Here is a 17,082-nt window from a genome sequence, read left to right as displayed (position 1 = left end):
CGTGGAGACTTGTGGCGCTCAATCACAGCGAGCGATGGGTCAGGGCGGACATGGATCTGGCTTTTCCCCGGACAGTAATGCAAAAAGCGGGAACCCAGCCCCTTCAGCCCTCAAAGGCCCGAAGTCGCTGGATCCCCGCTCCGTCACAAACGATTCGCAGACTTCCTAGAAGTCAAACCGCAGCTGCACCTGGGCCAGGTCGACGTCGATATCGTCCATCTCGAACCGGCTGTACTCGCCGCGCAGGGCGACAGCGTCGGTGAAACGGTACTGCAGGCCGAGGCCGTATGTCGCATCGGTACCGTCATCGTCCGCGCTGATCACTCCCGGGATACGCGCCTCGGCGTCCCAGACATGGAAGCCTGCCTTGGCGTAACCGGAAAACTTATCGGTGAATGGCAGGGTACCGACGGCGGTCAGGTAGGCCGTCTCGGCCTCGACGTTACCGGGCACGCCGCGGGGCTCGATCTCGCCGAAGTCGGCATAGCCGGCCTCGATACCGAAATAGCGGTTGACCTGGTAACCACCGAATACCGAGAACGCGGTGTCCTCGTCATCCAGGATGCCTTCGTCGACGATGGACTGGCCGGCACCGACGCCGGCATAGAAACCGGGCTGCTCGGTGGCCTGCGCGCCAAAGGCGGCGGCGCCGATAACGACGGCCAAAAGGGTACGGGACAGGATGTTGGTCTTGTTCATGGTGTTGCTGGCTCCTGCATCCGGACATCGCGGCAAAGGGGAGGGAGCGGCGAGTCGTCCGTGCGATGGGCCCCGGCGGAATGCCTGGACTGCCATCGCTGCAGAACAGAAAATGGGGCCCCGGAACGGGTTGAAAAGGGCGTAAGCAGGGATGGATCGTCCCGCGCGTGGGACTGGCTGCCCACCCCGATGTGACGCAAACCGTCACTCAGCCCGCAGCCAAACCGACCTTCCGCGTCACCCTGCCAACACACATGCCCCATCCAAACGTGACCCGGCATTCAGTTTCGCGACTTAGCCTCAGCGAAAGGCCCATAACACTGTACTTGGCACGGCTCATGCGTACTCTTCCCTGCACGTGCAGCACGCACGGCGGTGCCGACGGACCGGAACAGCCGGACTGCAGGTACGTGAAGTAACAATCACTCCTAGGGGAAACACCATGAAGAACAACCAGCAAGGCTTCACCCTCATCGAACTGATGATCGTTGTGGCGATCATCGCCATCCTGGCCGCGATTGCGCTGCCGGCTTATCAGGATTACACCGTCCGCGCTCGCGTGGCCGAGGGCATGGGTCTCGCATCGGCCGCCAAGGTCAGCGTCATCGAGAACGCAGCCAATGGAAGCGCCTTCGATAGCGGCTACACTGCGCCGCTCGCTACCAACAACATCGAGAGCGTGACTGTGGACGGCGCCAGCGGCGTTATCACTGTCACCACCACCACCCGCGCCGGCGCGGGTACGCTCATCTTTACCCCCACCCCTGCGCTGGTCGCGGGCACTCCGCCTGCTTCCAACGTGACATGGAATTGCACCACCGGCACCTTGCTTCCCAAGTTCCGTCCGGCAGAATGCCGCGCTTAACTTCGGTTTCCGCGTGAACAGAACCCCGGCGCTCGCCGGGGTTTTGCTTTTTGGGGCGAGCCAGTCAGGATCTCGGCATGGATGGCCACCTGAACGAAGCCGCACCCATCTGATCGAGTATCCAGCGCGAAAAGGGTCAGAGTGGAGAACATTTCCACTTGAATCGGCAACCCTGAAGTTACAGGCACCGATTCACTCGACCTCGCTTCCTGGCAACACAAAGAACCCCGGCACCCGCCGGGGTTTTTTGTTGGCGCAAGACAAGCCGCCAGCCCGTCCCGCCAATAACCCATCGCCCCCTTTTCCTCGCTGCCATGCGCACTGGGCCGATACAGGACTCCCCAGGCAACGACCACGCTGAGCACTTTCAACCAGTGGAGTGCCATGCATGCGTCGCCCCCGACTGGAGTTGCCTGGCATCCCGATGCATATCACCCATCGCGGGGTCAATCGCGGCGCCACCTTCATCGATGACGAGGATCACGCCGCTTATTTCGATGCGCTGACGATTGCGGCCACCGCACATGATGTGGCGGTGCATGGCTGGGTACTGATGGACAATCACGTGCACCTGTTGGTAAGCGCCGCGGTGACGGGGGCGGTGTCGCGGATGATACAGTCACTCGGAAGGCGCTACGTGCGCGCCTTCAACCACAAATACGCCCGTACCGGAACGTTGTGGGAGGGTCGGTTCCGCTCATGCCTGGTGGACAGCGACCGCTACTTGTTGACGTGCCTGCGCTACATCGAGCTCAATCCCGTGCGCGCGGGGCTGGCTGCATTGCCGTGGGAGTATCGGTGGTCGAGCGTGCACGCCAACCTCGGTCTGCAGCCATGCCCCTTGCTGCAACCGCACCCGTCCTTCATCGCGCTGGGCGCGGATGCCGCCATCCGCGTTGCGCGCTATCGGGCCGTGCTGATGGAACCGCTTGACCAGGACCAGTTGAATGCGGTGCGCGAGCACATGCGCCAGGAGCGTGCATTGGGCTCGCCACGGTTCCAGGCAATGTTGGAGAAGACGCTGCAACGGCCAGTCCGCGTGCGCAGCGTGGGGCGGCCCGCGAAGGCAGCAGCGGATGCGCATGCGCTGGATTCAAACGGAAATGTTCTCTGACCCCAGCTGCCGACCCCAGCTGCCTCACCCTCATCGAACTGATGATCGTTGTTGTGTTGCGATCATCGCCATCCTGGCCGCGATCGCGCTGCCGGCTTATCAGGACTACGTCGTGAAGTCGCGCGTGTCTGAAGCGATGGTGTTGGCCGATGGCCTCAAGTCCGTCGTTGCCGTCAATGCCGCGGAAGGCGAAGACCTCGATACCGGCGCAACTCTGACCACTACCGCCGATGGATCCGACAATGTGACGTCGACCTTGGTCGATGCCGCAAGCGGTGTCATCACGGTGGCCACGACCTCGCGCGCCGCGCCGGTAACGGCAACGCTATCTTTACCCCAAGCATCGCCGCTGGCGCGTTGGTCTCGGGCACCCCGCCGACCGGCATCATCACCTGGGCCTGCACCTCGACGATCAAGCAGCAGTATCTGCCGAGCAGCTGCACCGGCGTGTAATTGCGAACCGGTAAACCGACACAAGACCCCGTCGGCTTACCTTGCAACGAGAAGCCCCTGCCGTAAGGTGGGGGCTTTCTTTTTCGGGACACGGAAAATCCGGCTTCAGATGGTTGGCATCATTATTGCTTCATAAATTGAAGTAACTCGCCATCCGGCGAGCCTTCGGGGGGAGGCAAGATCATGATGACTGGCAGCGCCGAGAAAGGATTCACCCTGATCGAGCTGATGATCGTGGTCGCGATCATCGCCATCCTTGCCGTCATTGCCATGCCGGCTTACCAGGATTACGTGGTCCGGTCGCGGGTATCGGAGGCGTTCACCTTGGCCAGCGCCCTCAAGGCCGGGATCGTGGTCAATGCATCCGAGGGGGCAGTCAATCTCGCGGTCAACGCCACGCTGATCCAACCCAGTGACGGTTCGGCCAACGTGGCGTCCGCTGCGGTCGATGCAATCTCCGGCGCAATCTCCATCTCGACCACCGCACGCGCCGGCAACGGCACCATAGTGCTGACTCCCTTCGGCGCCGCGCACGCGCCGCTGGTCGCAGGGACCATACCGAGCGGGAATATCTACTGGGCCTGTACCTCCTCCCTCGCGCAAAAATACCTGCCGAGCAGCTGTACCGGCACCTGAGCAACTGCCAACGCTTGCCCCAGGCCGGCAAAGTCCCAAGTAACGTGCCGCCCCGCACAACGCGCGCCCGCCGCTGCCCTGCCAACGGGTGATTGCAGTAAAGTTGTCTGCAAGGGACCACAGGGGATCACATGAACGCCGTAGCTACTGCCAACCTGGTAGGGATCACCGGTATTGCCCGGCGACTGGTGCTGGACGGTGCGCTGAGCGAGGCCGCTGCCCGCGAAGCCATGGCCGCGGCCAGCGACGAGCGCAAGCCGCTGGCGAACTACATTGTCGACAAGCGCCTGGTCACGCCGGCCAACCTGGCGGCGGCCAACTCGATCGAGTTCGGGGTGCCGTTGTTTGATGCCGCGGCGATGGACCCGGAGCAATCGGCGGTCAAGCTGGTCAAAGAGGAATTGCTGCGCAAGCACTGCGTGCTGCCATTGTTCAGGCGCGGCAACCGGCTGTTCGTGGGTGTCGCCGACCCGACCAACACCCATGCGCTGTCGGAGATCAAGTTCCAGACCAACTTTACCATCGAGGCGATTCTGGTCGATGAGGAGAGCATCAAGCGCCACCTGGACCGCTGGCTGGAAACCGCCGATGCGATGGGCGATGCGATGGGCGGCGACGACGAGGGGCTGGAGAACCTCGACGTCAGTACCGACGAGGACGACTCCGACGCCGGGGTCGACGCCAAGACGGACGACACGCCGGTCGTCAAGTTCATCAACAAGGTGTTGGTCGACGCAATCCGCCGCGGCGCATCGGACATCCACTTCGAGCCCTACGAGACCGAGTATCGGGTACGCCTGCGCATCGATGGCCTGCTCAAGCAGTCGGCACGGGTGCCGGTGAAGCTGCAGCCACGCATCTCCGCACGCCTGAAGGTGATGGCGCAACTGGACATCGCCGAGAAGCGGGCACCCCAGGACGGGCGCATAAAGCTCAACCTGAGCAAGACCCGGCAGATCGACTTCCGCGTCAGCACCTTGCCAACCCTGTTTGGCGAGAAGATCGTGCTGCGCATCCTGGACGGCAGCGCTGCCAAGATGGGCATCGAGAAGCTGGGCTACGAGGACGAGCAGCGCGACCTGTTCCTGGGCGCGGTGCAGCGGCCTTACGGCATGGTGCTGGTCACCGGCCCCACCGGCTCGGGCAAGACGGTGTCGCTGTACACCGCGCTGAACATCCTCAATGACGAGACCCGCAACATCTCCACGGTCGAGGATCCGGTCGAGATCCGGGTGCCCGGCATCAACCAGGTGCAGATGAACATCAAGCGCGGCATGACCTTTGCCGCCGCGCTGCGCAGCTTCCTGCGCCAGGATCCGGACGTGATCATGGTCGGTGAGATCCGCGACCTGGAAACCGCCGAGATCGGCATCAAGGCGGCCCAGACCGGGCACATGGTGCTGTCCACCCTGCATACCAACGACGCCCCGCAAACCATCGCGCGGTTGATGAACATGGGCGTGGCACCGTTCAACATCACCTCCTCGGTCACCCTGGTGATCGCCCAGCGGCTGGCGCGGCGGCTGCACAGCTGCAAGCGGCCGGTGGACCTGCCGGAGCATGCCTTGCTGGCTGAAGGGTTTACCGCCGAGGAAATCGCCGACCCCGAGTTCAAGCTGTACGAGGCGGTCGGATGCGGCGACTGCACCGAGGGCTACAAGGGCCGGACCGGTATCTACCAGGTGATGCCGATGAGCGAGGAGATCCAGATGATCGTGCTGGCCGGTGGCAATGCGATGCAGATTGCCGAGGCGGCGCAGACGGCCGGCGTGCGTGATCTGCGGCAATCGGCATTGTTGAAAGCCCGCAACGGGGTCACCAGCCTGGCGGAGATCAACCGGGTGACCAAGGACTGAGAAGCCGTCATTCCCGCGAAAGAGGCCGTCATTCCCGCGAAGGCGGGAATCCATGGACGTTACGTGGGTGAATCTCAAAGTCCGCTCCGTGACCGGCGTAGCTATCGCGACGTGGAAGGTCAGGATATGCTGGCCTACGGCATGCTTGGCATTTTATGCGGGGCGTGCCGGGTAGTCCGCAGCCGGGGAGGCGCGGCCTACACTGGGGAATGATGTGTCACCACTGACCCATCACATTGGTCGAATTGCTACGCGTTACTGGGGCCCAACCATGTCCGTTACCCGATCTGCTGCCACCAAGTCTGCCGCTGCGGTACGCCGCGCCGAGCCGTCTCCGATGTTTGTCTGGGAGGGCACCGACAAGCGCGGCGTCGTCATGAAGGGCGAGCAGACCGCGAAGAACGCCAACTTCGTGCGCGCCGAGCTGCGCAAGATGGGCATCACCCCGAAGGTGGTCAAGGTCAAGCCCAAACCGCTGTTCGGCAGTACCGGCAAGCGGGTCACGCCGCAGGACATCGCGATCTTCGCCCGTCAGGTCGCCACCATGATGAAGGCCGGCGTGCCGATCGTGGGTTCGCTGGAGATCATCGCCAGCGGCAACAAGAACCCGAAGATGCAGAAGCTGGTCAACTCGATCCGCTCGGAGGTCGAGAGTGGCTCGTCGTTGAGCGAAGCATTGGGCAGGCATCCGGTGGAGTTCGACGAACTGTTCCGCAACCTGGTCAAGGCCGGTGAGTCGGCCGGTGTGCTGGAAACGGTGCTCGACACCGTGGCGACCTACAAGGAAAACACCGAGGCGCTGAAGGGCAAGATCAAGAAGGCGATGTTCTACCCGGCCGCAGTGGTGGCGGTGGCGTTGATCGTCAGCGCGATCCTGCTGGTGTTCGTGGTGCCGATGTTCGAGGACGTATTTGCCAGCTTCGGTGCCGAGCTACCAGCGTTCACGCAGATGGTCGTCAGCCTGAGCCGCTTCATGGTGGCGTGGTGGTGGTTGATCCTGATCGGCTGCGTCGCGGCTGTGGTCGCCTTCATCATGGCCAAGAACCGCTCGACGGCATTCCAGTACTTCCTCGACCGCCTGATCCTCAAGGTGCCGGTGGTGGGCGCGATCATCCACAACTCGGCGATCTCCCGTTTTGCGCGGACCCTGGCGGTGACCTTCAAGGCCGGCGTGCCGTTGGTGGAGGGGCTGGACACCGTGGCCGGCGCGACCGGCAACATCGTCTACGAGAAGGCCGTGAACCGGGTTCGCGACGACGTGGCGGTGGGCTACTCGGTCAACATGGCGATGAAGCAGACCAACCAGTTCCCGCACATGGTGGTACAGATGACCGCGATCGGCGAGGAGGCCGGCGCCCTGGACGATATGCTGTTCAAGGTCGCCGAGTTTTACGAGCGCGAGGTCAATGACGCGGTCGACGCGCTGTCGAGCCTGCTGGAGCCGATGATCATGGTGTTCCTGGGCGTGGTGGTCGGCGGCATGGTGATCGCGATGTACCTGCCGATCTTCAAGCTCGGCGCGGTAGTCGGATAAGCTCAGCCGATGGCATTCCTCGACCAGAATCCTGAAATCGGCTATCCATTGGTGGCCGGTTTCGGCCTGCTGCTGGGCAGCTTCATCAACGTGGTGATCCTGCGCCTGCCCAAGCGGCTGGAGTGGCAGTGGCAGCGCGACAGCCGCGAGGTGCTGGGCGAGCCGGATGATTACGATCCGCCGCCGCCAGGCATCGTGGTGGAGCGCTCGCATTGCCCGCAATGCAAGCGTCAGCTGAGCTGGTACGAGAACATCCCGGTGCTCAGCTGGGTGATCCAGCGCGGCCGCTGCCGTGGCTGTGCGGCCCGGATATCGATCCAGTACCCGCTGGTGGAGCTGTTGACCGCAGTGTTGATGGTCGCCTGCGTGTGGCGCTTCGGCTTCGGCTGGCAGGGTTTCGGGGCGATGGTGTTTACCGGCTTTCTGATCTCGCTGTCGGGGATCGACCTGCGGACCCAGTTGTTGCCCGACCAGTTGACGTTGCCGCTGATGTGGCTGGGGTTGATCGCCGCGGCGGACAATCTGTACATGGCCACCAAGCCTGCGCTGCTGGGCGCGGTGGCCGGCTACCTGTCGTTGTGGCTGGTCTGGTGGGTGTTCAAGCAGGTCACCGGCAAGGAAGGCATGGGCCACGGCGACTTCAAGCTGCTGGCCGCGATCGGCGCCTGGGTCGGCCTCAACGGCATCCTGCCGACGGTACTGCTGTCATCGCTGGTCGGGGCCATCATCGGTTCGGTCTGGCTGGCCGCCAAAGGCCGCGACAAGGCCACTCCAATCCCGTTCGGCCCCTACCTCGCCGTCGCCGGCTGGCTGGCGTTCTTCTGGGGCGACCAGATGGTTGACAGCTACCTGCGGGTCGCGGGACTGGCCTGACCGGTCACATGGCATCCTGTGCGGTATGAGCAACTGCATCATCGGCGTCACCGGCGGAGTCGCCTCGGGCAAGAGCGCGGTCACGCGGCGTTTTGAGTCGTTGGGCATCTTCGTGGCCGATGCGGACCTTGCCGCGCGTGAGGCGGTGGCGCCGGGCTCGGAAGGCCTGACCGAGGTGGTGCAGGCATTTGGTGCCGAAGTCCTGCTCGGCGATGGTCAACTGGACCGCGCGGGGATGCGCGAGCGGGTGTTCGCCGATGCCGGTGCCCGGACCGAACTGGAGGCCATCATCCATCCACGGGTACGCGCCCGGCTGCATGTGCTGTGCGAGGCTGCCGGCGGGCCGTATGCGATTGCCGCGATCCCGTTGCTGGCTGAAGGCGGCGGGCGCGAGGCGTATCCCTGGCTGGACCGGATCCTGGTGGTGGACGTGCCGGTGCAGGTACAGCGCGAGCGCCTGATCAAACGCGATGGCGTGGACCTGGCGCTCGCCGAGTCGATGATTGCGGCGCAGGCGACGCGGGCCCAGAGGCTGGCGATTGCCGATGACCTGATTGTTAATGATGGCCCGTTGGAAGCGTTGGGCGCGCATGTGGAAGCGCTGGATCGGCGGTATCGAGTGGTGGCAGCCGAGAGATAACACCCCGGTGGTGGATTGCGGTGGCGCATTGAAATACGCCCTACGATAGCGGGTGCCACCGGCCATTACGGCCTACGCGGGGCGGCGCATTGTTAATGCGCCCTACTTGCTGCGGTGTATTGCGCGGTGGCGCATTGAAATACGCCCTACCCACACCCAACGTAGGGCGCATTAACAATTCGCCATGGCATGGCGACCGGGGCTAAACGATATCCGTGGGCCATAACGCGCGGATGGCGGCGATGCCTTGCGCGCCGTGCTGGCGGGCTTCGGCGAGGTCATCGGGGCCGAGGCCGCCGATGGCGTACAACGGCAGGCTGACGTGCTCGCGCAGGCGGGCAAAGCCGTCCCAACCGATGCCAGGGGCGCCCGGATGGCTGGCGGTGGGCTTGATGCTGCCAACGACGGCGATGTCGCAACCCAGTGCTTCGGCGGCGCGGAGGTCTTCAATGGTGTGGCAGGACGCGGCGAGCAAGACGTCGTCGGCGACCGGGCGGGTTGTCGTGGACGATAGTTGCGCCGCGCGCAGGTGCAGGCCGACGCCAAGTGCGCTCGCCAGTGCGGCATCGCCGTTGACCAGCACCTCCGCGCCGGCGGCAAGACAGCGCGCCGCCGCGATGGCGGCCAGTTCCGGCCAGCGCTTGGGATCCACACTCGGCGCGCGCAGCTGGACCCGGCGAATGCCCTGGGCGAGTGCGCGATCCAGCTCAGTCAGCCATTCCTCTTCCGCATTCGTGTGCGTCTCCGCAGTCAGCGAATCAAGGGCGGTAGGCACCGACGGCGCGAGTCGGCCGGCAGTCGTTGTCCCTATATCCGGCGTCACCAGATACAGCTCCGGCTGCAGCAACGCGGCGACGACCGGGCGGTCGGCAGGCGGCATCGGATAGCTGGACAGCTTGTGCGGGGGGACCCAGGCCAGCGCCTGGCCTTCGCAGCCACGGGGGCGTCCGCGCCACTCGGCGATCTCACGGACGTCCAGGGTCAGCCGCTTGTCGGGGTATATCTGCGGGACCTTGATCAACGCCGCGCCGACGTCGACCTGGATACCGAGTTCCTCGTCCAGCTCGCGCGCGAGAGCGGCTTCGGCCGATTCACCGGGGTCGATCTTGCCGCCGGGAAACTCCCACCGCCCGGCCAGGTCACGACCTTCGGTGCGCCGGGTCAACAGGATCCGCCCGCGGGCGTCGCGGATGACTCCGGCGACGACCTGGACGACGCGCGATGGAGGGTCGCCGCTCATCGGGTCAGGGAGGCGGCGTCGCTGGATTGGCGCGCGCGCTCATCGTCGTGCGCGCTCGGTGAAGGCTCGTCAGGCCAGCTGTCCATGGCAGTGCTTGTATTTCTTGCCGCTGCCGCAGGGGCACGGTTCATTGCGACCGACTTTGGGCAATGCCGGTTCAGCGGCCTGACGCGCCAGACCTGGGCCACCGGCCTGGGCGATGGCGGCCTGTGCCTGCTCGGCCTCTTCATCGGCGCCGTAGCCACCCGCCGAAGCATGCTGGAACTGCATGTTCCGGGCCTGCGCCTCGGCCTGCGCACGCTCCTCGGCTTCCAGCGCGGCGACTTCCTCCTCGCTGCGGATGCGCACGCGTGCCAGCATCGAGATGACCTCGCGCTTGACCTTCTCCAGCATGTCGCTGAACAGGATAAATGCCTCGGACTTGTACTCCTGCTTGGGCTGCTTCTGGGCGTAACCGCGCAAGTGGATGCCCTGGCGCAGGAAATCCATCTGCGCCAGGTGCTCTTTCCAGCTCTGGTCCAGGACGTTGAGCATGATGTGCTTCTCGAGCATGCGCGTGGTATCGGGACCCAACTGCAACTCGCGCTCGGCAACGTGGGCAGCCACCTGCTCGTTGACGTACTCGGCGATGGCCTCGGCATCGATCTCGGCGTTGTCGCGCACCTTGGCCTGTACGTCCACGCGCAGGTTGAAGTCGCTGACCAGCGCGGTTTCCAGCCCCGGCAGGTCCCACTGCTCGTCGATCGAGTTGAGCGGCACGTAGCGGGCCACGGTCTCGGCGACCACGTCCTCGCGGATGTTGTCGATGTTTTCCTTGACGTCCTGCGCCTCCAGCAACTCGTTGCGTTGGCCGTAGATCACCTTGCGCTGGTCGTTGTTGACGTCGTCAAAGTCCAGCAGGTTCTTGCGGATGTCGAAGTTGTGCGCCTCGACCTTGCGCTGCGCGCTGGCGATCTGCTTGGACACCAGCGGGCTTTCGATGATGTCGTCTTCCTTCAGGCCCATCCGGGTCATGACCCGCTGCACCCAGTCGGCCGCGAAGATGCGCATCAGGTTGTCTTCCAGCGACAGGTAGAAGCGCGACGACCCCGGGTCACCCTGGCGGCCGGCGCGACCGCGCAGCTGGTTGTCGATCCGCCGCGACTCGTGGCGCTCGGTACCCACGATGTGCAAGCCGCCGGCGGCCTTGACCGCGTCATGACGCACCTTCCATTCGGCCTTCAGGCGCGCGCGGGTAACCTCGTCCACCGGCTCGCCGGTCTCGGCCTCGATCTGCTCGATCTCGTTCTCCCACGACCCGCCCAGCACGATATCGGTACCGCGACCGGCCATGTTGGTGGCGATGGTGATCGCACCGGGCCGGCCGGCTTGGGCAACGATGGTCGCCTCACGCTCATGCTGCTTGGCGTTGAGCACTTCGTGGTCGATGCCGGCCTCGCGCAGCTGCTGGCTGAGCATTTCGGAGACCTCGATGGAGGTGGTCCCCACCAGCACCGGCTGGCCTTTCGCGTGCGCTTCCTTGATCTCGGCGGCTACCGCGCGGTACTTGCCGGCGCGGTTGAGGAACACCGCATCGGCGCTGTCCTTGCGCTGCACTGGACGGTTGGGCGGGATAACCACGACTTCCAGCGAGTAGATGCTCTCGAACTCGAACGCCTCGGTATCCGCGGTACCGGTCATGCCGGCAAGCTTGTTGTACATCCGGAACAGGTTCTGGAAGGTGATCGACGCCAGGGTCTGGTTGTCGCGCTGGACCGGCACGCCCTCCTTCGCCTCGACCGCCTGGTGCAGACCGTCCGACCAACGCCGCCCAGCCAGGGTGCGGCCGGTGAACTCATCGACGATCACCACCTCGCCATCGCGGACGATGTAGTCCACGTCACGCTGGTAGATCGCATGGGCGCGCAAGGCGGCATTGAGGTGATGGACGATGGCGAGGTTCTGCGGCGAATACAGCCCGCCCTCCTCCTCGTTCGCATCGAGGATGCCGGCGTCGCGCAGCAACTGCTCGGCGTTCTCTTGCCCGGTCTCGGACAGGTGCACCTGCTTGCCCTTTTCGTCGACCCAGTAGTCGCCTTCGCCTTCCTCTTCTTTCTGCCGGGTCAGCGACGGCACGATCCGGTTGGTCTTGATGTACAGCTCGGGCGAATCCTCGGCGGGGCCGGAGATGATCAGCGGCGTGCGCGCTTCATCGATCAGGATCGAGTCGACCTCATCGACAATCGCGAAATTAAGGCCGCGTTGGTGACGGTCCTCCTTCGACAGCGCCATGTTGTCGCGCAGGTAGTCGAAGCCGAACTCGTTGTTGGTGCCGTAGGTGATATCGGCGCTGTAGGCCTCGGCCTTGTCGCCGTGCGGCATGCCCGGGTAGACCACCCCGACCGACAGGCCCAGGAAGTTGTACACCTTGCCCATCCATGCCGAGTCGCGCCGGGCCAGGTAGTCGTTGACGGTGACCAGGTGCACGCCATCGCCACTGAGGGCGTTGAGGTAGACCGGCAAGGTGCCGACCAGGGTCTTGCCCTCACCGGTGCGCATCTCGGCGATCTTGCCCAGGTGCAGGACCATGCCGCCAACCAGCTGCACGTCGTAGTGGCGCATCCCCAGCACCCGGCGGGAGGCTTCGCGACAGACGGCAAATGCCTCCGGCAGGATCTGATCGAGGGTGGCGCCATCGGCCAGGCGCTGCTTGAACTCGGGGGTCTTGGCTTGCAGCTCGGCGTCGCTGAGCTTCTCCATCTCCGGCTCAAGCGCGTTGATCTTGATTACGGAGCGTTGCAATTGGCGCAGCAGGCGGTCATTGCGGCTGCCAAAGACGCGAGTAAGCATGTTGTTGAGCATTGATTGGTCCAGAACGAATCAGGCGAGCGCGACACCACGGAAGCAAGAATGCATCGCGAAAACGAAAACAGGGCGCTGGGCACCCTGTCATGGCAAAGCCTATTCTACCGTGGGGGCGCGCAGACGCCTATCAAGGGGCCAATGGCGATCTCAGCCCCGCAGCTCAGCCCCGCAGCGGAGAACGCTGGGCAAGAAACTTCTTGGGGTTGACCGCCCGGCCGTCCTGCCAGACCTCGAAGTGCACGTGGGCGCCGGTGGAGCGCCCGGTGGAACCGGCCTTGGCGACCTGCTGCCCGGCGCGGACCAGCGCCCCCACCTTGAGAGTCAGCTTGGAGTTGTGGGCATAGCGGGTCACGTAGCCGTTGCCGTGGTCGATCTCCACGGTATTGCCGTAGCCGGAGCGGCTACCGGAGAAGCTGACCACGCCATCGGCAACGGCCATCACCGGGTCGCCGACATTGGCTTCGAAATCAATGCCCTTGTGGAGCGCGCGGCCGCCACGGATCGGGTCCGCCCGATAGCCGAAGTTGGAGGTGATGTAACTGTCGATCGGCTCGCCTGAAGGCACCGAGTTCATATCCAGCTGACGGTTGAACAGCAGCGACTCCAGAACCGACAGCTGCTCACCGGAGGCTTGGAACTGCGCGCCCAGCTCAACCAGGCCCTGGTTGAGCTCGCTCTTGGGCATGTCCTGGACGATGCCGCCACCACCAAGACCCACCGGTTTGTTGAAGTTGAACTCGCCATCCTGCAGTTGACCGATGCGGGTCAGGCGCTCACCCAGGGCATTGAGCCGGTTGGCCTCGGCCTGCAGTTCGCCCAGACGGGCCGCCAGCGCGTTGATTTCGCGTTGCGCCTCGGCCTGGGTGGTCTGCAATTGCGCTTGCTGGGCGTCCACCTGGTGACGCAGCGACAGGTTGCCGGCGACTCCGGCACCGATGCCGAGCGCCAGGCCACCGCCCAGCAGCAACGCGGCGGTCGGGCCCGGGCGGCGCGACGCTTGCCGGGTCATGGTGTCCATCAGGCGTTGCGCCATTAACGCCCACCTGCCACGCGATTTGTTTACGATGTCTTGATAGGTCATAGGTCCAATGTCTGATTCCCGATCCAACCCGCCGCGTCGTCCATCGACTCCTGTTGCAGCGCTCGATGCGCTGCTGGCAGAGCCGGCTGGCGACCCGATTCGTCGTGCCCTCTGGCTCGACGAGCTGGACCGTCGTTTACGCCCCCTCCTGCCGCCCCCGCTTGCCGCGCATGCGCGACTGGCGAATTACGAGCGCGGCAGGCTCGTGTATTTGGTTGACTCCCCGGTGTGGCGGACAAAATTGCGTCTACTTGCTCCGGAACTGTTGGCGGGTGCCCGATCAATTGGACTGGGTGTGACCGAGTTCGCTATCAAGACGAGCCTCGTATCCAGTGCGCCCCCCCAACCTGCGCCCCGGAAACCGGTCACCATGTCCGCCGCTGCACACCAAGCGTTGCAGGCCGCGCTGGCGTCGTTGAAGCCTTCCAATCCGGACGAGCCCGACGACGCCGGATGAGCACTTGTTCCCGCTGGCATGTTGTATGCCGTGAAGATCAAGTGAGCACCGACGTCGCATGCTAAAGCTCCGAAACCCTCAATTTGTTAAGGGACCGGGAATAATGTGTATGTAAGTCGTTATTTCGAGGTAGTGGGTTCACTTCCGTGACGACGCGCACGGCGCACTCGCGGCGGCGCGCAGCTCGTCCAGCACCATCAACCGCAGCGTCGCTGAATCCCGACCCCGGAACCGGAAGCCTTGCGAGGTAGTGCGATCACACCAACGATGGAATGCCGTAGGCCACCGATACGGCTTCTGGTTCTTCTGCGTCGGGGTAGCTGACGATTTCCCAGGCGGCCTGTTCAGCCAGCAATGCGCGCACCAGCTTGTTGTTCAGCGCATGGCCAGACTTGAAGCCCTCATAGGCCCCGATGACCGCATGGCCCGCCAGGTACAGGTCACCAATGGCATCCAGGATCTTGTGGCGGACAAATTCGTCGGCGTAGCGCAGCCCGTCCTCGTTGAGGACCCGGAACTCATCCAGCACGATGGCATTGTCCATCGAACCGCCCAGCCCGAGGTTGCGCTCGCGCATGTATTCCAGGTCGGTCATGAAGCCAAAGGTGCGGGCGCGGCTGACTTCCTTGATGTAGTTGCTGGTGGAGAACTCCACTTGCGCACGCGACTGCGCGTCGGGGATTGCCGGGTGGCGGAACTCCACGGTAAAGCCAACCCGGAAGCCCTCATAGGGCTCGAACCGGGCGCTCTTGTCGCCATCACGAACCTCGACCGGATGCTTGATGCGGATGAACCGCTTGGCCTCGTCCTGCTCGGCAATGCCGGCGGACTGCAACAGGAACACGAACGGACCGGCCGAGCCGTCCATGATCGGCACTTCCGGTGCCGACAGGTCGATGTAGGCATTGTCGATGCCCAGTCCTGCCAGTGCGGACATCAGGTGCTCGACGGTCTGCACGTTGGCCGGGCCAAGGCTGAGACCGGTGCACAGGGTGGTCTCGGTGACCAGATCGGCGCGCGCGGGTATCTCGACCACCGGGTCCAGGTCGATACGACGGAATATGATCCCGGCGTCAACCGGGGCCGGGCGCAAGGTCAGAAATACCTTCTCGCCGCTATGCAGGCCCACGCCGGTGGCGCGGGTGACGTTCTTGAGGGTGCGCTGGCGCAACATGGGTGTAGGGGCAGGCCTTGTGACGGAATTTTTACAGCGCGCAAGATTAACACGCGGCGTCGCTGCCTCCGGTCAATACGGGGGCTGGCCCAGGAGGCCGAGGAAAATGACCGGTCACCGCCCATCGGGCAGGTGACCGGTCCAAACGTCCCGCGCAATCAAGCCACGGAACCAATCGAACTGGACATTGGCGTTACTTCAACTCGCTTTCATCGTCACTCCCGCGTCCGACTGGACTCCCTTCGGTCGAAGGCGGGAGTCCAAGGACGTTGCCCATCGGCGGCTTAGGGTCCATGGATCCCCGCCTTCGACCGAAGGAAGTCCAGTCGGACGCGGGGATGACGACAATTGTTCAAGCATTACCGGGTTAACAAGCCCGATCAATCAACGTGATCAATCTGCCTGCCGGCGCAGGAATGCCGGGATATCCAGATAGTTGGTGTCGTTGCCGAACTCCGCCGCGGCCGGAGCCGAAGACGGCATCTCGGACGGGGAGGCGCTGCTGCTGCCGCGCAAACTGCCGCCGAAGCTCGGCATCGCCGGCGCAATCGCGTCGTCCATCGGGAACTCCGGCTCGCCGGTAGTGGCGTTGCGGACCAGTTGGATCGGCGGACGGTTGCCCTCGCCCGGACGGGCCTGGCGCACGACCGCGCGGTTCAGGCCGGTCGCGACCACGGTGACACGGACCTCGTCCTGCATGTCCGGGTCGAGCACGGTACCGATGACCACGGTCGCATCCTCGGACGCAAACGCCTCCACGGTGCGGCCGACTTCGTCGAACTCGGCCATGGTGAAATCCGGACCGGCGGTGATGTTGACCAGGATGCCGTTGGCGCCCTGCAGATTGACGTCGTCCAGCAGCGGGTTCTGCACCGCCGCCTCGGCCGCGGCCTGCGCACGGTCGTCGCCGCGGGCGGAGCCGCTGCCCATCATCGCCAGACCCATCTCGGACATCACGGTACGCACGTCGGCGAAGTCGACGTTGATCAGGCCGGGACGCACGATCAGGTCGGCAATGCCCTGCACGGCGCCCAGCAGCACGTCGTTGGCGGCACGGAAGGCCTGGATCATGGTCGCGTTGCGGCCCAGCACGGTGATCAGCTTCTCGTTGGGGATGGTGATCAACGAGTCGACATGATGGCTGAGCTCCTCGATGCCCTTGAGTGCGACCTGCATGCGGCGGCGACCTTCAAACGGGAACGGTTTGGTCACCACCGCGACGGTCAGGATGCCCATCTCCTTGGCCAGTTGTGCGACCACGGGGGCCGCGCCGGTGCCGGTGCCGCCGCCCATGCCGGCGGTGATGAACACCATGTCGGCGCCCTCCATCGCGTCCATCAGCCGCTCGCGGTCTTCCAGTGCGGCCTGGCGACCGACCTCCGGGTTCGCGCCTGCGCCCAGGCCCTTGGTGACGTTGGTGCCAAGTTGCAGCTGCAGCTTCGCGCCGCAGTTCTTGATTGCCTGCGAGTCGGTGTTGGCGGTGATGAACTCCACCCCATCGACGTTGTTGCTGACCATGTGGGCAACCGCGTTGCCGCCACCACCCCCGACGCCGATCACCTTGATGATCGCGTTGGGGGCCATGTTTTCTACCAGTTCAAAGTGCGCCATGTCCG

The 17,082-nt window shown here is 64.3% G+C and carries 14 protein-coding genes and 1 pseudogene; 9 read left to right on the top strand and 6 right to left on the bottom strand.

Annotated features, from left to right (window positions below; translation table 11 throughout):
• Positions 1-165 precede the first annotated feature (165 nt).
• A complete protein-coding gene (locus tag ACW7G6_RS08945; RefSeq protein ID WP_456978345.1) occupies positions 166-699 on the bottom strand; it encodes an outer membrane beta-barrel protein in 534 nt (177 codons plus the stop codon).
• 442 nt (positions 700-1,141) lie between these two features.
• Between ACW7G6_RS08945 and ACW7G6_RS08940 the strand changes: the two genes are divergently transcribed.
• From ACW7G6_RS08940 to coaE, 8 genes and pseudogenes are all read left to right on the top strand, one after another.
• A complete protein-coding gene (locus tag ACW7G6_RS08940; protein WP_456998075.1) occupies positions 1,142-1,564 on the top strand; it encodes a pilin in 423 nt (140 codons plus the stop codon).
• A gap of 388 nt (positions 1,565-1,952) precedes the next feature.
• Entirely contained in the window at positions 1,953-2,678 is a 726-nt protein-coding gene (locus ACW7G6_RS08935) for a transposase (RefSeq protein WP_456998074.1), read from the top strand.
• A 41-nt stretch (positions 2,679-2,719) separates the two neighbouring features.
• Positions 2,720-3,131: pseudogene (locus tag ACW7G6_RS08930) on the top strand (pilin).
• Between the two features lie 183 nt (positions 3,132-3,314).
• Positions 3,315-3,767: a pilin gene (locus ACW7G6_RS08925; RefSeq protein WP_456998073.1), complete on the top strand. Its 453-nt coding sequence runs from the start codon at positions 3,315-3,317 to the stop codon at positions 3,765-3,767.
• Between the two features lie 131 nt (positions 3,768-3,898).
• Positions 3,899-5,623: a type IV-A pilus assembly ATPase PilB gene (gene pilB / locus ACW7G6_RS08920; protein WP_456998072.1), complete on the top strand. Its 1,725-nt coding sequence runs from the start codon at positions 3,899-3,901 to the stop codon at positions 5,621-5,623.
• A gap of 271 nt (positions 5,624-5,894) precedes the next feature.
• On the top strand, positions 5,895-7,157 hold the full coding sequence (locus tag ACW7G6_RS08915; RefSeq protein ID WP_456998071.1) for a type II secretion system F family protein: 1,263 nt from the start codon (positions 5,895-5,897) through the stop codon (positions 7,155-7,157).
• A gap of 9 nt (positions 7,158-7,166) precedes the next feature.
• The gene (locus tag ACW7G6_RS08910) at positions 7,167-8,030 is read left to right on the top strand and encodes a prepilin peptidase (RefSeq protein WP_456978335.1); all 864 of its coding nucleotides are present in this window, start codon (positions 7,167-7,169) and stop codon (positions 8,028-8,030) included.
• 25 nt (positions 8,031-8,055) lie between these two features.
• A complete protein-coding gene (gene coaE / locus ACW7G6_RS08905) occupies positions 8,056-8,670 on the top strand; it encodes a dephospho-CoA kinase (protein ID WP_456998070.1) in 615 nt (204 codons plus the stop codon).
• Positions 8,671-8,872: 202 nt separating this feature from the next.
• Here the strand turns inward: coaE and mutT are convergent, their stop codons facing one another.
• From mutT to ACW7G6_RS08890, 3 genes are all read right to left on the bottom strand, one after another.
• Positions 8,873-9,910, bottom strand: a complete 1,038-nt coding sequence (gene mutT / locus ACW7G6_RS08900) for an 8-oxo-dGTP diphosphatase MutT (RefSeq protein ID WP_456998069.1) — start codon at positions 9,908-9,910, stop codon at positions 8,873-8,875.
• Positions 9,911-9,979: 69 nt separating this feature from the next.
• Complete coding sequence (gene secA, locus ACW7G6_RS08895; protein ID WP_456998068.1) at positions 9,980-12,751, bottom strand: preprotein translocase subunit SecA; 2,772 nt, start codon at positions 12,749-12,751, stop codon at positions 9,980-9,982.
• Between the two features lie 163 nt (positions 12,752-12,914).
• Positions 12,915-13,835, bottom strand: coding sequence for a M23 family metallopeptidase (locus ACW7G6_RS08890; protein WP_456978331.1), 921 nt, complete (start codon positions 13,833-13,835; stop codon positions 12,915-12,917).
• Between the two features lie 7 nt (positions 13,836-13,842).
• On the opposite strand from ACW7G6_RS08890, the gene ACW7G6_RS08885 reads away from it, so the two are divergent.
• Complete coding sequence (locus ACW7G6_RS08885; RefSeq protein WP_456962367.1) at positions 13,843-14,292, top strand: DciA family protein; 450 nt, start codon at positions 13,843-13,845, stop codon at positions 14,290-14,292.
• Positions 14,293-14,548: 256 nt separating this feature from the next.
• On the opposite strand, the gene lpxC is transcribed toward ACW7G6_RS08885, so the two are convergent.
• Both lpxC and ftsZ read right to left on the bottom strand, forming a co-directional pair.
• Positions 14,549-15,466: a UDP-3-O-acyl-N-acetylglucosamine deacetylase gene (gene lpxC / locus ACW7G6_RS08880; protein WP_456998067.1), complete on the bottom strand. Its 918-nt coding sequence runs from the start codon at positions 15,464-15,466 to the stop codon at positions 14,549-14,551.
• Between the two features lie 393 nt (positions 15,467-15,859).
• Positions 15,860-17,077 (bottom strand): cell division protein FtsZ, encoded by a 1,218-nt coding sequence (gene ftsZ / locus ACW7G6_RS08875; RefSeq protein WP_456998066.1) that lies wholly within the window; start codon positions 17,075-17,077, stop codon positions 15,860-15,862.
• Between the last annotated feature and the right edge of the window lie 5 nt (positions 17,078-17,082).

Source organism: Lysobacter sp. A421 (assembly GCF_054052145.1).
The sequence above is the reverse complement of the archived record's forward strand: the minus strand, read 5'-3'. Positions and strand labels throughout refer to the sequence as shown.

What these genes read in the sequence shown, in the direction of transcription:
- ACW7G6_RS08945 (WP_456978345.1), bottom strand. Translation starts at nt 699, where the DNA reads ATGAACAAGACCAACATCCTGTCCCGTACCCTTTTGGCCGTCGTTATC.
- ACW7G6_RS08940 (WP_456998075.1), top strand. Translation starts at nt 1,142, where the DNA reads ATGAAGAACAACCAGCAAGGCTTCACCCTCATCGAACTGATGATCGTT.
- ACW7G6_RS08935 (WP_456998074.1), top strand. Translation starts at nt 1,953, where the DNA reads ATGCGTCGCCCCCGACTGGAGTTGCCTGGCATCCCGATGCATATCACC.
- ACW7G6_RS08925 (WP_456998073.1), top strand. Translation starts at nt 3,315, where the DNA reads ATGATGACTGGCAGCGCCGAGAAAGGATTCACCCTGATCGAGCTGATG.
- pilB (WP_456998072.1), top strand. Translation starts at nt 3,899, where the DNA reads ATGAACGCCGTAGCTACTGCCAACCTGGTAGGGATCACCGGTATTGCC.
- ACW7G6_RS08915 (WP_456998071.1), top strand. Translation starts at nt 5,895, where the DNA reads ATGTCCGTTACCCGATCTGCTGCCACCAAGTCTGCCGCTGCGGTACGC.
- ACW7G6_RS08910 (WP_456978335.1), top strand. Translation starts at nt 7,167, where the DNA reads ATGGCATTCCTCGACCAGAATCCTGAAATCGGCTATCCATTGGTGGCC.
- coaE (WP_456998070.1), top strand. Translation starts at nt 8,056, where the DNA reads ATGAGCAACTGCATCATCGGCGTCACCGGCGGAGTCGCCTCGGGCAAG.
- mutT (WP_456998069.1), bottom strand. Translation starts at nt 9,910, where the DNA reads ATGAGCGGCGACCCTCCATCGCGCGTCGTCCAGGTCGTCGCCGGAGTC.
- secA (WP_456998068.1), bottom strand. Translation starts at nt 12,751, where the DNA reads ATGCTCAACAACATGCTTACTCGCGTCTTTGGCAGCCGCAATGACCGC.
- ACW7G6_RS08890 (WP_456978331.1), bottom strand. Translation starts at nt 13,835, where the DNA reads ATGACCTATCAAGACATCGTAAACAAATCGCGTGGCAGGTGGGCGTTA.
- ACW7G6_RS08885 (WP_456962367.1), top strand. Translation starts at nt 13,843, where the DNA reads ATGTCTGATTCCCGATCCAACCCGCCGCGTCGTCCATCGACTCCTGTT.
- lpxC (WP_456998067.1), bottom strand. Translation starts at nt 15,466, where the DNA reads ATGTTGCGCCAGCGCACCCTCAAGAACGTCACCCGCGCCACCGGCGTG.
- ftsZ (WP_456998066.1), bottom strand. Translation starts at nt 17,077, where the DNA reads ATGGCGCACTTTGAACTGGTAGAAAACATGGCCCCCAACGCGATCATC.